We start from the raw sequence: 12,620 nt of genomic DNA on the forward strand, positions 1-12,620 counted from the left end.
CCGTCATTGCTGTGACGGGTATTGCTTGTTTTCCAGGGAGTATTGGGAGGCGAGGTCGGAAAGTCAACGCGATTGCGGCTGCAGGGTCTCACTCGTTGGTAGGGGCCGCGCGATCAAATCCATCACCGTCATCCTGAGGTGCGAGCTCTTGCGAGCCTCGAAGGATGCACGGCCCGGCTGGTGGCCGTCGATCCTTCGAGGCTCGCTACGCGAGCACCTCAGGATGACGGGTCGTATAGTCGGGCGCTTGGCGAAAACCTACTCCATCACCGCGGCATGGTCCGGCGGTGCCGACTGCTTGCGCAGCGCGGCCTTGGTTGAGCCGATCATCATCGCGAGCGGGATCGAGACCAGGATGAACAGCATCACCAGCTGGTAGTCGTGCGAGAAGGCGATGATCTGCGACTGCGCGGCCACCATCCTGTCGTCCATCGCGCGGCCGGTATCGGTGTTGAGGTTCATCATGCCGGATATGTCGGGCATCTGCAGCGCATGGTTGAACGGATTGATCTGCTCCGAGAGTTTTGCGTAGATCCGCCGCCCGCCCTCGGTCAGCTGGGCGATCACGATCGAGATGCCGACCGAGCTCGCGACGTTGCGGAACAGCGTCAGCATCGAGGTGCCGTCGGTGCGCAGATGGTTCGGCAAGGTCAGGAACGCCACCGTCGAGAGCGGCACGAAGACGAGGCCGAAGCCAAAGCCCTGGACCACGCTGACGATGATGATCTCGTTCGCCTGGGTCATGTCGGTCCAGCCGGTCATCTGGAACAGCGAGGCCGCGGTCAGCGCCAGGCCGGAGATGATCAGCGTGCGCGCCTCGATGTAGCGCATCATGCGGCCGACCAGCATCATCGCGACGAAGGTGCCGGCGCCGCGGGTCGCCAGCAGCAGGCCGGCGGTAATGATCGGATAGCCGACCACGTTCTGCAGATAGGGTGAGGACAGCGCCATGGTCGAATACAGCACGAGGCCCATGACCGTCATGAACACGACGCCGCCGAGAAAATTCCGGTCCTTGAAGATCGCGAACTGGATGAACGGCCTGTCGGTCGTCAACGAATGGGCGAAGAAGAAGTAGCAGCCGACCGCCGCGACGATGAACTCGATCATGATCTCGTTGGATTCCAGCCAGCCGAGCTGCTCGCCGCGGTCGAGCGCGAGCTGCAGCGCGCCGATCGCGACCGCGAGCGCGCCAAAGCCGAACCAGTCGAAGCGCAGATTGTGGTCCTGCTTGGTCTCGTCCATGAAGATTGCAAGACCGAGCACCGTGAAGGCGCCGAACGGCAGATTGACGAAGAACACCCAGTGCCAGGAATAGGTCTCGGTCAGCCAGGGCCCAATGACGGCCCCATGATCGGGCCCATCATCACACCCATGCCCCAGATCGACATCGCTTTGGCGCGCTCATGCAGCGCGTAGGAATCGAGCATCACGGCCTGCGACAGCGGCACCAGCGCCGCACCGAACACGCCCTGCAGCAGGCGGAACAGCACCATCTGGTTGATGTCCTGTGCCACGCCGCACAGCACAGACGCGAAGGTGAAGCCGGCCGAGCAGATGATGAAGATGCGCTTGCGGCCAAAGCGGTTGGCGATCCAGCCCACCGGCGCGGTCATGATCGCGGCCGCGACGATGTAGGAGGTCAGCACCCAGTTAATCTGGTCCTGCGAGGCCGACAGCGAACCCTGCATATAGGGCAGCGCGACGTTGGCGATGGTGGTGTCGAGCGCCTGCATGATCGTCGCGGTCATCGCGCAGATCGTCACCATGTTCCGGCGCATGCCGGGTACGGCGGATGGTGACGGTGCATTCATTCAGGTCAGTCCTGTTCGAGCGATCGAAATCACCTCTCCCGCTTGCGGGGGAGGTCGGCGCGTAGCGCCGGGTGGGGGCTCTCTCCACAGAGAGACTCGTGGAGAGAACCCCCACCCCGACCCTCCCCCGCAAGCGCAGGGCTATCGCATATGGCTGAGGGCTGCCATGAGGAAGGCATTGTCCCAGCCGGCGCGCTTAATTTTGCGCCGCAGGGAGGCTGGATCCGGGTGAGTTCGCAGGATGTTGAGGGCGAGCCTGCGCAGAATGGCAAGGTTCTCGGGCGCATGGTCGCAGCGTGAGCGGTTGCTATCCTCGGCAAAATGGACGTCGAGCACCCAATGGAGTTGGTTCTCGATGCCCCAATGGCTGCGAGTGACGTGGAGCAGCCGCTTGGGAGCGATGTATTTGGACAGGAGATAGAGAGCTGGCTCCGCAAATTCGGACAGTAGCTTGAGTGGATTTTCTGCCTGACAGCGGCGAGGATTCTTGCCGCGAATCAGGAGCGAAGATGACGAAGAAGAGCCGCCGGATGCATTCTCCGGCATTCAAGGCGAAGGTTGCTTTGGCTGCGGTCAAAGGCGACAAGACGCTGGCGGAGCTGGCGCAACTGTTTGATGTTCATCCGAACCAGATCACGATCTGGAAAAACCAGCTCCTGGAAGGCGCCGCCGGCGTGTTTGGGCATGACAAGGCGTCGGCCGAGACGCCGGTCGATTTGAAGGCGTTACATGCCAAGATCGGCGAGCTGGCGTTGGAAAACGATTTTTTGTCCGGCGCGCTCACCAAGGCGGGCCTGCTGAGCGCAAAGCGATGATCGACCGCGGTCATGATCTTTCTATCGTGCGCCAGGCGAAGGTCCTGAAGCTGGCTCGCAGCACGGTCTACTATGAACCTCGGCCAGTTTCGGCCGAGGATCTTGCCTTGATGCGTCGGCTCGATGAGCTGCATCTCGATTATCCCTTCGCGGGAGCGCGTATGCAGCGATCGTTGCTGCGGCGGGAGGGCGTATACGCCGGTCGCCGCCACATCGCGACGCTGATGAAGCGCATGGGGATCGAGGCGGTCTATCGTCGCCCGAACACGAGTAAGCCGGCACCGGGTCACAAGATCTACCCGTACCTGTTGCGCGGATTGAAGATCGAGCGGCCCGACCAGGCGTGGGCAATGGACATCACCTACATTCCGATGCGGCGTGGCTTCGTCTATCTCGCGGCGGTCGTCGATGTGTTCAGCCGACGGGTCCTGGCCCATCGCGTCTCGATCACAATGGAGGCGGCCTTCTGCGTCGAAGCGGTCCAGGAGGCGTTGGCGAAGCACGGCAGGCCCGAGATTTTCAACACGGACCAGGGCAGCCAGTTCACCAGCCTCGAGTTCACCGATGTGCTGCTGGACGCGAAGATCGCCATCAGCATGGACGGCAAGGGCGCCTGGCGCGACAACGTGTTTGTCGAGCGGCTCTGGCGCACGGTCAAATACGAAGAAGTTTATCTCCGCGCCTACGACAGCGTGTCCGAGGCGCGAGCGTCAATTGCCAAGTATCTGGCCTTCTACAATCAGGGACGCCCTCACTCGAGCCTTGACGGGCGCACGCCCGACGAGGCTTACTTCGGCACGCAAGCTATGGTGATGGCCGCATGACCGTCGCCGACGATTTTGTCGTCGCTCTGGTCGGGCTACGCCCTCCCGACGCAACGACAAAATCGAAAGGCCCCGCGTTCAGCATAACCCGGCAGGAATCCACTTAAATCCCGCGGGGCGCTGTCCAAACAACCGGCGCCAGCTCTATAGTGACGCACGACAGGCGCATCGGCGCGCTGCTTCCGCAGGCGTCTGCGCGAGGTGATGCGCCCTATCGCGGCGGCCCCTGGGAAGCCATAGAGGTCCGCCAAACTGGTATTGCGCATGACTGTGGCACGTCGCACTTCGCGTCGATCGTGGGTGGAAGGGTCGATCTGCTCGGCTGTGCTGCGCTTGCCCGATCGCGCAAATTGTTGGGTCACCGCGGTGAACAAGCGCCCGCGGTTGGCCTTGATCGCCAGAACATAGTCGCCGCCGCGCTCGCGCACCGTAGCCGCAAAGGCGCGGGTACAATGCAGCGCATTGGCGGTAACGATGCAGCCTTCCAGCGACAGAAGGTCCAGTACCTCCAGAGCGCCCGCCGTCTCGTTGCGACCAGATGCCTTTTGCTGAGCCAAGGCCATGCGGGCATCCACCGCAAAGACGTTGACCATGTGCAGCGGGGTGGCCTTGCCGCCGCGTTCGTAGGCCCCGCGCAGGGCCTTGCCGTCAACCGCCACGACCCCAGTCAGCTTGATGCGGTTGGCCTTGGCAAAGGCCGCCATGAAGCGACGAAATGCGCACTCAAAGGCCTGCGGTTTGAGCAGGCGGAACACCCGACTGAATGTATCGTGGCTTGGGATGCCATGCTCCAGGCGAAGAAAGAGCCGCAACAGCTCCTCCTTCGACTGCCCGAAGTCCGCCATGTCCGAGCACGACTCCGCCCCGCACAGCATCGCCGCCAGTGCGATGAACAGCACTTCCAACAGATCGTGCCTGGCATTGTCCGCGCGCGGGTCCGGCAACCGCCGAAAGGCCGTCTTGAACTTCTTCATCCGACCCCCTCCTTAATCCGGGAGTCGTCTTCAGAATCGGTGTTGCCTTACAATGCAATAGCCAGCGAAACCCCATATGCGATTCCCCTGCCCGCAAGCGGGAGAGGGGGCGCACTGTTTTCGCGGTCGACAATTCGACCGAGTCTTATTCAGTTCACTCCTGGTGGTCCGGGTGCGCCGAGGCCGGCGACAGCCCGAGCAGGCCGGCCAGCGTGCGGCGGTGGTTGGTGTCGATCGTGGCATAGACGCTCATACCGGCCTTCAGCTTCTTCACGAACGGATCGTTCTCGTCGAAATAGATCCGCACCGGCACGCGCTGCACCACCTTGACGAAATTGCCGGTGGCGTTTTGCGGCGGCAGGATTGCGAACTGCGCGCCGGTGCCGGGCGACAGCGAGCCGATCTTGCCCTTGAACCGATGGTTCGGGAACGCGTCGACGTCGAGTTCGACCGGCTGGCCGACCGCCACGTAAGTAAAGTCGCTTTCCTTCGGGTTGGCGTCGACCCAGGGATGGTCGACGTCGATCACGGAAAACACCGGCGCACCGGCGGCGACGAAGCGGCCGAGCTGGATCTGGTCGACCTGGGTTGCGACGCCGTCCATCGGCGCGCGCAGCACGGTGTGATCGAGATTGCGCTGCGCGTCGTCGAGCTTGGCCTTGGCCTGGGCATAGGGCGGGAACCGCTCGATCGGCAAATCGACATCGCCGAGCAGTTGAGTCTTGTCCTTGGATATCTGCTGCTTGATGTATTGCCCCAGGCTCTCGGCCGTCACCTGCGCATTCGCCGCGTTGTCGAGGTCGAGCTGCGAGCCGAAATTCTGCTTGGCGAGCGTCGACTTGCGGTCGACGTCCTTCTTCTTCAACTCGATGCTCTGCTGGGCGAATTCGAGCATCCTGCTGTTGATCTTGATGTTGTCGACCAGATTGTCATAGGTCGTCCTGGTCTGGTCGAGCGCGGCCTTGGCCTGAGCGACCGCGAGGCGGAACGGCACCGGATCGATCTCGAACAGCTCGTCGCCCTTCCTGACGTGCTGGCCTTCCTTGACGACGATCTTGTCGATCTTGCCGGAGATCTCCGGCGTGATCAGCACCTTCTGGGCGCCGACATAGGCGTCGTCGGTGCCAACATAGCGGCCGCCATTGAGATAGAACACGATGCCGCCGATCGCAGCGACGGTCGGCAGCACGACCAGCAGCAGCGTGCGGCGATAGCGCCGCAGGCCCGCCATCAGGCGACGGCGCGGCGCGCGGCTGGCCTTGCCCGACGGCGCGGGCGTTTCCGGATTGCTCTTCTGCTCGGGTGCCAGCTTGAGCACGGGTTCAGCCATAGCGCTGTTCCTTTCGGGAGGGTTCGCCGGCTGGGCTTTGGATGGCATTGCGAACGTTTTCCTTGATCGATTCCAGTTGCGTGAGTAGGCGGTGCGCGTCGGCCGGGCTGATGCCCTCGAGTGCGGTCGCGGTGAGTTCGGAGCGCAGGCCGGCCAGCTTGCCGAGCAGCGGGCGCGCGGCCTTCTTCAGATAGAGGCGGTTGACGCGGCGGTCGCTGTCGTCGCTGCGGCGCTCGATCCAGCCATTGTCACAGAGCTTGTCGATCAGCCGCGTCAGCGTGATCGGCTGCATCTCGAGCAGCTCAGCGAGCTCGGTCTGCTTCAGCCCTTCCTGGCGTTCCACCTTGGACAGCACGGCCCATTGCGCGCGGGTGATGCCGTAGCGGGCGGCCTCCTTGTCGGCATAGACGCGGATCAGGCGGAACACCTCGCCCAGCGTAAACAAGAAGTCCGTATCCACGGAACCGCGCATGAATCTGCCTCCATAAGCTTTGGATTTAATAAGCTTGCTTATGAATTCTGCATGCCAGGTTAACGGGGGGCTGCCCCGCATTGCGCACATGGCTGCGGGCCGGCAAAGCGGCGGGCTTTGGGAACGCGGGTTGGAATGCTATCTTCAGGTGGTATGAGCCTCGCCAAGCCGACCTTTCCTGCCCCCGACCACGACCACGGCCGCTGCGCCGCGGACGCGATGGCGCATGCCGAGCAGGTGTGTGCGCGCCGCGGCCAGAAATTCACCCCGATCCGGCGCCAGGTGCTGCAGGCGCTGCTGTCGAGCCATCGCCCGCTCGGCGCCTATGAGGCGATCGACGAGCTGGCCAAGACGATGCCGCGGCCGGCACCAATTACCGTCTACCGCGCGCTCGACTTCCTGATGGAGAACGGCCTCGTGCACCGCATCGAGAGCCGCAATGCCTTCCTCGCCTGCGCGCACGACCATGACGAAGCCTCGATGGTGGCGTTCTTGATCTGCGACCATTGCGGCTCGGTCGGCGAGATCCCGGCCGCACCGGTCGCGCAAAGCCTGACGGCTGCGGCGCGGGCCTCGGGCTTCATCCCGAAACTGTCCGTCGTCGAGATCGCCGGCACCTGCGCGCATTGCCAGAAGACGTGATGCGCGGATGCGATTGAGGCAAACGATTGCCGCGAAGATGCTCCGCTCCCTCTCCCGCTTGCGGGGGAGGGCCGGGGTGGGGGTGTTACCGCGAGTCGTTTTGCTGAGAGAGCCCCCACCCGCATCGCATCTACGATGCGATGCGACCTCCCCCGCAAGCGGGAGAGGTGAGGCAACAATGAGCGCCTGAGCCACTCATCTCAATAGAATAACAACAGGCCCGATAGGCCGGCCCGCGAGGAAACATGTCGACCCAAGCGATCACAGCCCACGTCACGAGGCCCGTCAGCGTCGGCCATGGGCTGCCGCCCGGCGCCATCGCCGTGATGCTGTGCGTCAGCTGGGGCTTCAACCAACTCGCGGTCAAGCTCGCGCTGCCCGATGTGCCGCCAATGCTGCAGGCGATGATCCGCTCCTCAGGCGCGCTGCCGGTGATGCTGATCGTAGGCTGGCTGCGCGGCGTCAAATTCTTCGAGCGCGACGGCTCGCTCGTCCCAGGCGTGATCGCCGGGCTGATGTTCGGCTGCGAATTCGTGCTGATCTTCACCGGACTGGTCTTCACCTCGGCCTCGCGCGCCTCGGTGTTCCTCTACACCGCGCCGTTCTTCGTCGCGCTCGGCTCGCACCAGTTCCTCGGCGAGCGTCTCTCCACCGTGCAGTGGAGCGGCCTTGCGCTGAGCTTTGCCGGCGTCGCGCTCGCGATCGGCGTGCCGCAACCGAATGTCGACGCCAAGGTGCTGCTCGGCGATCTCATGGTGGTCGGCGGCGGCGCGCTGTGGGCGGCGACCACGCTGGTCGCCAAGGGCACGCGCCTGCGCCAGGCTGCGCCGGAAAAGGCGCTCGGCTACCAGGTCGCGATCTCGATTCCGATCCTCGGGTTTGCCGCCTGGATCGCGGGCGAGCGCATCGACCATATGCCAAGCGCGCTGTCGCTCTCGCTGCTCGCCTATCAGGCGGTCTGGGTGGTGGGCTGCACCTTCGTGATCTGGTTTGCGATGGTGTTCCGCGAGCAAGCTCTCGGCCTTCACCTTCATCACGCCTTTGTTCGGCGTGGTCGCGGCCTATTTCATCATGCACGACACGCTGACGCCGGTGTTCGGCGTTGCCGCGCTGCTGGTGATCGCCGGCCTCTATCTCGTCAACAAACCCGACCCGAAGGTGACGCCGGACCCGAATGTGCCGGCGTGAAGTCGAGATACCGTAGGGCGCAGACGGGGTGCTGAATCGAAAAGGACCGTCACATGGACGGTCCTTTTCTGCCGGTTGAAATAGGCCCTGTAAAAACCCAAACGTGAAAAATGCTCTGCAAATTACCGTCGTGCCGGCAGAGATTGTATTACGACCGTCCTGGCTCATCAGAAATCCGGATCAGTACGGTGTTCCGGCATGGAACTGGCGCGGATGGTTAATGCCGCAGCTCGCTACATCATCCGCTCATGCATCTCGAAGTCGACATAGACCACCGGGTGATGCAGGCCGCGGTCGAACAGCATCTTCGCGCTGCCGGCGCCGAGATCGGTGACGTCAAGTGAAGTGCCGAGCCCATCCCGGTACAGGATCGGCTGATAGCCCTTGATGATCCTCTGGCCGAACGCCGGGTAGGTCGGCGCGCTATCGGAGAACGCGTGGCGGAACGCCTCATAGAGCGTCGACGAGCGCAGCGCCTCCAGCGCCGCCCGCTCATGCCGTTCGGCAAGGCCAAGGCGTATCCTGAAATAGGTGTTGTAGCCCTGGCACTGCTTCTCGATCGCGATGAATGCATCCGCATCCGCTCCGTGGAGTGTGTAGTAGGCCGCCGTTCGATCCTGCTCCGGCGTGGTCGTTTCGGCCGCCTGCAACTGCGCTCTCTCCTGCTGCAGGAGGCTGTCGACGTCGATTGGTCCGGCCTGCTTGCGGAGTTCGGCCGCGTGCTTGCTCACGACGCTGACGCTTGCCCGATGGTTCAGATCGATCTCCGCGCCGCCGTCCGCCATGACGCGCCAGCCGGCGGCTTCAAGTCGCGCCCCGGTCCCTGACAACAGCGCGTCGAAAGGCGGCGAGGAGATGCCGTGTCCGTAACGCGCGCAGAGATCGACGACGATGTCGCAGGCGGCGGTGACGCTAGGGTCGGCCTTGTCCGCGACGGCCTGCGTCCCGCCATCCGGCGGGATGGCGAATACGGCCATGACGGCTTTGGAAAAACCGGAGACCTTGCGTTCCGCCTCTTGCCTCGCGACCACCGCCGCATCAGGCGGAACGGCTCCCGATGGTGCCGTCGAAGCGGTCGGCTGGCTTCGCCTTGCGAGCGCGGCGAGGAAACAGAAGCCAGAGAAGGCAAAGGCGCAGGTCGCCGGGATGGCGGTGATCAGGCCATACGGCACGTGAACGCCGAACCAGGCCTCGACGCGATCCTGGATCGCGGCAAAGAAGTAGAAGATCGCGAACGGCGCGACCGCGAAGAACACCGCGAGCCCAGTGGTCAGGCCGCTGTCGTGGAAGCGCCGGGCCGTCACCGCCAACAGCGGCAGCGCCATCGCAATGGCGACGTAGATCGCGCTGTCGAACTGTTGGGCCGCGAGCAGAACCAGCAGGCAAAAGCCGAAGAACCACCAGAACTCGGCGCGCGGCGCCCGGCCGCTGAAATCGGCGAATTTCCTGAAGCAGGTGGCGATCGAAGTGGTGGCTTGCATGACCTCTCCGGGCAGACGGCGGCAGCCTAGCGGCGAAGATTTACGTTTCTCTATTGCCTTCAGGCGCATTTGCAGCCTTCAGGCGCGATTGCACCAGGCCGATCGGATGTCACGAGCCCGGACGTTGTTGATCTACGTCAACATCGCCACTAACGTGAGGTCTTCCCATGCGAGGGATGCCGTGGAGGCGCGCTTATGCCAGTCGATGCCACCGATGCAATCGAAGCCGGAATCCGGTCCGCGTTCACCGCATATTCCAAGGAGGATGATCCGGATTGGCGGAGTGCCTGCTGGATCAAGCCGGATGAGTGCTCCCATCTGGCAAAGAGCATCCTGAAGGAATTGGCTGCCCGAGGTTTCGAGATCGTCAAGAAGTCAGCGTGATTGCTGGGCAGTCCCGCTGCGTCCTGCAAAAAATATCCCGACCGGCAACTCAGCAAGTTGTGCGACTCACCAGTGGCGCAACAAATTCAGTGTCGTCCCGGCGAAGGCCGGGACTCATAACCACCGAAGGTGATTGTTGCGCGACGCTGGGGCCACAGCTTTCCTCACCAATCCAATCCTGTGGTTATGGGTCCCGTCCTTCGCCGGGACGACGAGTGGAGAGAGCCGCGCTTGCCCGACTAACCGGTCTCGATCGGCAGGCTTGCATCCTTCGCCCATTCGCCCATCGAGCCGTCATAGAGCGTGAGATTGTCGTAGCCGAGCCGATGCAGCTGGAACAGGTCGATGGTCGCGGAGATGCCGCCGCCGCAATAGGCGACGACGCGCTTGTCCTTGCTGATGCCCTGCGCGGCGAATGTCGCTTCGGCTTCCGCCAGCGGCACGAACGTCTTGTGCTTGGGATCGATCAAGCTTGCGGCCGGCACGCTGACGCTGCCGGGGATGCGGCCGGGCCTGCCGTAGCGGCTCGGCTCCAGGCCCTTGTAGAATTGTGGGCCGAGCGCGTTGACGATGACGGTGTCGCTCTCCGTGGTCGCGGCGAGCACGTCATGCTTGCCGACGAACATGTCGTCCTTCGGCCGCGCCGAGAACGTGGCCGGCGGATAGCCGCCGGCGAGCCCGGTCTCGATGTCCCGTCCCTCGGCGGTCCATTTGTCGATGCCGCCGTCGAGCACCGCGGCACCCACGAAGCCGAGCGAGTGCAGCATCCACCAGAACCGCGTCGCCCACATCGCGGTGCCGATCGAATACAGCACCACGCGGCTGCTGGCCGAGATGCCGTGGCGGCCGAACGCGGCCTCGAGCTGGGCTGTCGGCGGCATCATGAAGCGCAGCTCGGTGCGGGCATCGGAGAATTCGGCCTGCAAATCGAGGAAATTCGCGCCGGGGATGTGGCCGGCCTCGAACGTCTGGCGGCCCGAGACGACAACATAGGGAACGGTGCTGCCGGCGGGCGCCGGCTCCAGATAGGTCGTGCAGTCGAACAGGCGGAGATCCGGCCGGGTCAGGATGTCGGCGAGTTCCGCCGTGCTGATCAGCTCGCTATGGCCGGCCATGTCGCGCCCTCCCGAAATGATCTTAAGGGGATGCTAAGATGCCCTAGCTCACATGAAAAGCTGTCAGTTTGCCCTTTGATTCCCCCAATTCGGCCCAATATAGCTGGGCATGCAGGACGCAGCTGCATGGCTTGCCTTTGGCCTCAATCGGCGCCATAAGCTGTTGAATTCACTCCGAAACATGACCGTTTGGCCCGCCTCCCACGGGGCCCATCGCCCCCTTGGTGAATGTCACCAAAACCTGATATTCGAGACGCCATGAACAAGCCCGAGATTTTGCCGCAAGACGACGTCGCCGGCCCCGCGCCGCGGCACCAAACCACGCAAGTCATGGTCGGCAACGTCGCCGTCGGCGGCGGTGCGCCGATCGTCGTGCAGTCGATGACCAACACCGACACCGCCGACATCGAGGGCACCATCGCCCAGGTCGCGGCCTTGACCCGCGCCGGCTCCGAGATGGTGCGCATCACCGTCGATCGCGAGGAGGCCGCCGCCGCCGTGCCGCACATCCGCGACGGCCTGCGCAAGATGGGCATCACCACGCCCCTGATCGGTGACTTCCACTATATCGGCCACAAGTTGCTCGCCGAGTATCCGGCCTGCGCCGAAGCGCTCGACAAGTACCGCATCAATCCCGGCAATGTCGGCTTCAAGAACAAGCGCGACACCCAGTTCGCCGACATCATCGAGATCGCCAACAAGAACAACAAGCCGGTGCGCATCGGTGCCAATTGGGGCTCGCTCGACCAGGAGCTGCTCACCAAGCTGATGGACGAGAACATCGCCTTGCCGAATCCGCGCGACGCCCGCGCGGTGACCCGCGAGGCGATGGTGCAGTCGGCATTGCTGTCGGCCGCGCGTGCTCAAGAGCTCGGCATGCCGAAGAACAGGATCATCCTGTCGGCAAAAGTGTCCGCCGTGCAGGATCTGATCGCGGTCTATCAGGAAGTCGTGCGCCGCTCGGATTACGCGATCCATCTCGGCCTCACCGAGGCCGGCATGGGCTCGAAGGGTATCGTCGCGTCCTCGGCCGCGCTCGGCATCCTCTTGCAGCAGGGCATCGGCGACACCATCCGCATCTCGCTGACGCCGGAGCCCGGCGGCGACCGCACGCTGGAAGTGCAGGTCGCGCAGGAATTGCTGCAGACCATGGGCTTCCGCACCTTCGTGCCGCTGGTCGCTGCGTGCCCCGGTTGCGGCCGCACCACCTCGACCACGTTCCAGGAGCTGGCGCGCTCTATCCAGGATTTCATCCGCGACGAGATGCCGGCCTGGAAGACCAAGTATCCGGGCGTCGAAGAGCTCAACGTCGCCGTGATGGGCTGCATCGTCAACGGCCCCGGCGAATCCAAGCACGCCAATATCGGCATCTCGCTGCCCGGCACCGGCGAAGCGCCGGCAGCGCCGGTCTTCGTCGACGGCAAGAAGTTCCGCACCCTGCGCGGTCCGGGCATCGCCGCCGACTTCAAGGCGCTGGTGATCGACTACATCGATCAGAAGTACGGCGCGGGCGCCAAGGTGCCGGAGCAGGCCGGCGCCGCGGAGTAGCTTCACTCCGCTCGTGACCCACACAAGCCGTCG

The 12,620-nt window shown here is 63.7% G+C and carries 8 protein-coding genes and 4 pseudogenes; 5 read left to right on the plus strand and 7 right to left on the minus strand.

Annotation, left to right across the window (positions count from 1 at the left end; genetic code table 11):
• Positions 1-258: 258 nt before the first annotated feature.
• Together HAP54_RS15305 and HAP54_RS15310 are read right to left on the minus strand one after the other, a co-directional pair.
• A pseudogene (locus tag HAP54_RS15305) lies at positions 259-1,814 on the minus strand (MDR family MFS transporter).
• Positions 1,815-1,955: 141 nt separating this feature from the next.
• Positions 1,956-2,255: pseudogene (locus HAP54_RS15310) on the minus strand (ISAs1 family transposase); the annotation flags it as partial.
• Positions 2,256-2,323: 68 nt separating this feature from the next.
• On the opposite strand from HAP54_RS15310, the gene HAP54_RS15315 reads away from it, so the two are divergent.
• Positions 2,324-3,453 (plus strand): IS3-like element ISRj2 family transposase gene (locus tag HAP54_RS15315; protein ID WP_166204126.1). Its coding sequence is split into 2 segments (ribosomal slippage): positions 2,324-2,576 and positions 2,576-3,453, totalling 1,131 coding nucleotides; the frame shifts between segments, so codons are not numbered across the junction.
• 146 nt (positions 3,454-3,599) lie between these two features.
• On the opposite strand, the pseudogene HAP54_RS15320 reads toward HAP54_RS15315, so the two are convergent.
• The 3 genes and pseudogenes from HAP54_RS15320 to HAP54_RS15330 all read right to left on the minus strand — a co-directional run.
• Positions 3,600-4,427: pseudogene (locus tag HAP54_RS15320) on the minus strand (ISAs1 family transposase); the annotation flags it as partial.
• Between the two features lie 154 nt (positions 4,428-4,581).
• Positions 4,582-5,757 (minus strand): HlyD family secretion protein, encoded by a 1,176-nt coding sequence (locus HAP54_RS15325; protein WP_166301276.1) that lies wholly within the window; start codon positions 5,755-5,757, stop codon positions 4,582-4,584.
• A complete protein-coding gene (locus tag HAP54_RS15330) occupies positions 5,750-6,229 on the minus strand; it encodes a MarR family winged helix-turn-helix transcriptional regulator (RefSeq protein WP_166301278.1) in 480 nt (159 codons plus the stop codon). The genes HAP54_RS15325 and HAP54_RS15330 overlap by 8 nt, the downstream gene beginning before the upstream one ends.
• Positions 6,230-6,382: 153 nt before the next feature.
• On the opposite strand from HAP54_RS15330, the gene HAP54_RS15335 reads away from it, so the two are divergent.
• Together HAP54_RS15335 and HAP54_RS15340 are read left to right on the plus strand one after the other, a co-directional pair.
• Positions 6,383-6,871, plus strand: coding sequence for a Fur family transcriptional regulator (locus HAP54_RS15335; RefSeq protein ID WP_166307899.1), 489 nt, complete (start codon positions 6,383-6,385; stop codon positions 6,869-6,871).
• 245 nt (positions 6,872-7,116) lie between these two features.
• Positions 7,117-8,059, plus strand: a pseudogene (locus HAP54_RS15340) (DMT family transporter).
• Positions 8,060-8,292: 233 nt separating this feature from the next.
• Here the strand turns inward: HAP54_RS15340 and HAP54_RS15345 are convergent.
• Positions 8,293-9,540, minus strand: coding sequence for a DUF805 domain-containing protein (locus tag HAP54_RS15345; RefSeq protein ID WP_166301292.1), 1,248 nt, complete (start codon positions 9,538-9,540; stop codon positions 8,293-8,295).
• A gap of 195 nt (positions 9,541-9,735) precedes the next feature.
• On the opposite strand from HAP54_RS15345, the gene HAP54_RS15350 reads away from it, so the two are divergent.
• Complete coding sequence (locus HAP54_RS15350) at positions 9,736-9,924, plus strand: hypothetical protein (protein ID WP_166301294.1); 189 nt, start codon at positions 9,736-9,738, stop codon at positions 9,922-9,924.
• A gap of 239 nt (positions 9,925-10,163) precedes the next feature.
• Here the strand turns inward: HAP54_RS15350 and HAP54_RS15355 are convergent, their stop codons facing one another.
• The gene (locus HAP54_RS15355) at positions 10,164-11,039 is read right to left on the minus strand and encodes a sulfurtransferase (protein ID WP_166301296.1); all 876 of its coding nucleotides are present in this window, start codon (positions 11,037-11,039) and stop codon (positions 10,164-10,166) included.
• A gap of 258 nt (positions 11,040-11,297) precedes the next feature.
• On the opposite strand from HAP54_RS15355, the gene ispG reads away from it, so the two are divergent.
• Positions 11,298-12,587: a flavodoxin-dependent (E)-4-hydroxy-3-methylbut-2-enyl-diphosphate synthase gene (ispG, locus tag HAP54_RS15360; RefSeq protein WP_166301298.1), complete on the plus strand. Its 1,290-nt coding sequence runs from the start codon at positions 11,298-11,300 to the stop codon at positions 12,585-12,587.
• The last annotated feature ends 33 nt before the right edge of the window (positions 12,588-12,620 follow it).

Source organism: Bradyrhizobium sp. 2S1 (assembly GCF_011516625.5).
Lineage (GTDB): Bacteria > Pseudomonadota > Alphaproteobacteria > Rhizobiales > Xanthobacteraceae > Bradyrhizobium > Bradyrhizobium septentrionale.

Coding starts and splice junctions, on each gene's coding strand:
- HAP54_RS15325 (WP_166301276.1), bottom strand. CDS start 5,757: ATGGCTGAACCCGTGCTCAAGCTGGCACCCGAGCAGAAGAGCAATCCG.
- HAP54_RS15345 (WP_166301292.1), bottom strand. CDS start 9,540: ATGCAAGCCACCACTTCGATCGCCACCTGCTTCAGGAAATTCGCCGAT.
- HAP54_RS15350 (WP_166301294.1), top strand. CDS start 9,736: ATGCCAGTCGATGCCACCGATGCAATCGAAGCCGGAATCCGGTCCGCG.
- HAP54_RS15355 (WP_166301296.1), bottom strand. CDS start 11,039: ATGGCCGGCCATAGCGAGCTGATCAGCACGGCGGAACTCGCCGACATC.
- HAP54_RS15335 (WP_166307899.1), top strand. CDS start 6,383: ATGAGCCTCGCCAAGCCGACCTTTCCTGCCCCCGACCACGACCACGGC.
- ispG (WP_166301298.1), top strand. CDS start 11,298: ATGAACAAGCCCGAGATTTTGCCGCAAGACGACGTCGCCGGCCCCGCG.
- HAP54_RS15330 (WP_166301278.1), bottom strand. CDS start 6,229: ATGCGCGGTTCCGTGGATACGGACTTCTTGTTTACGCTGGGCGAGGTG.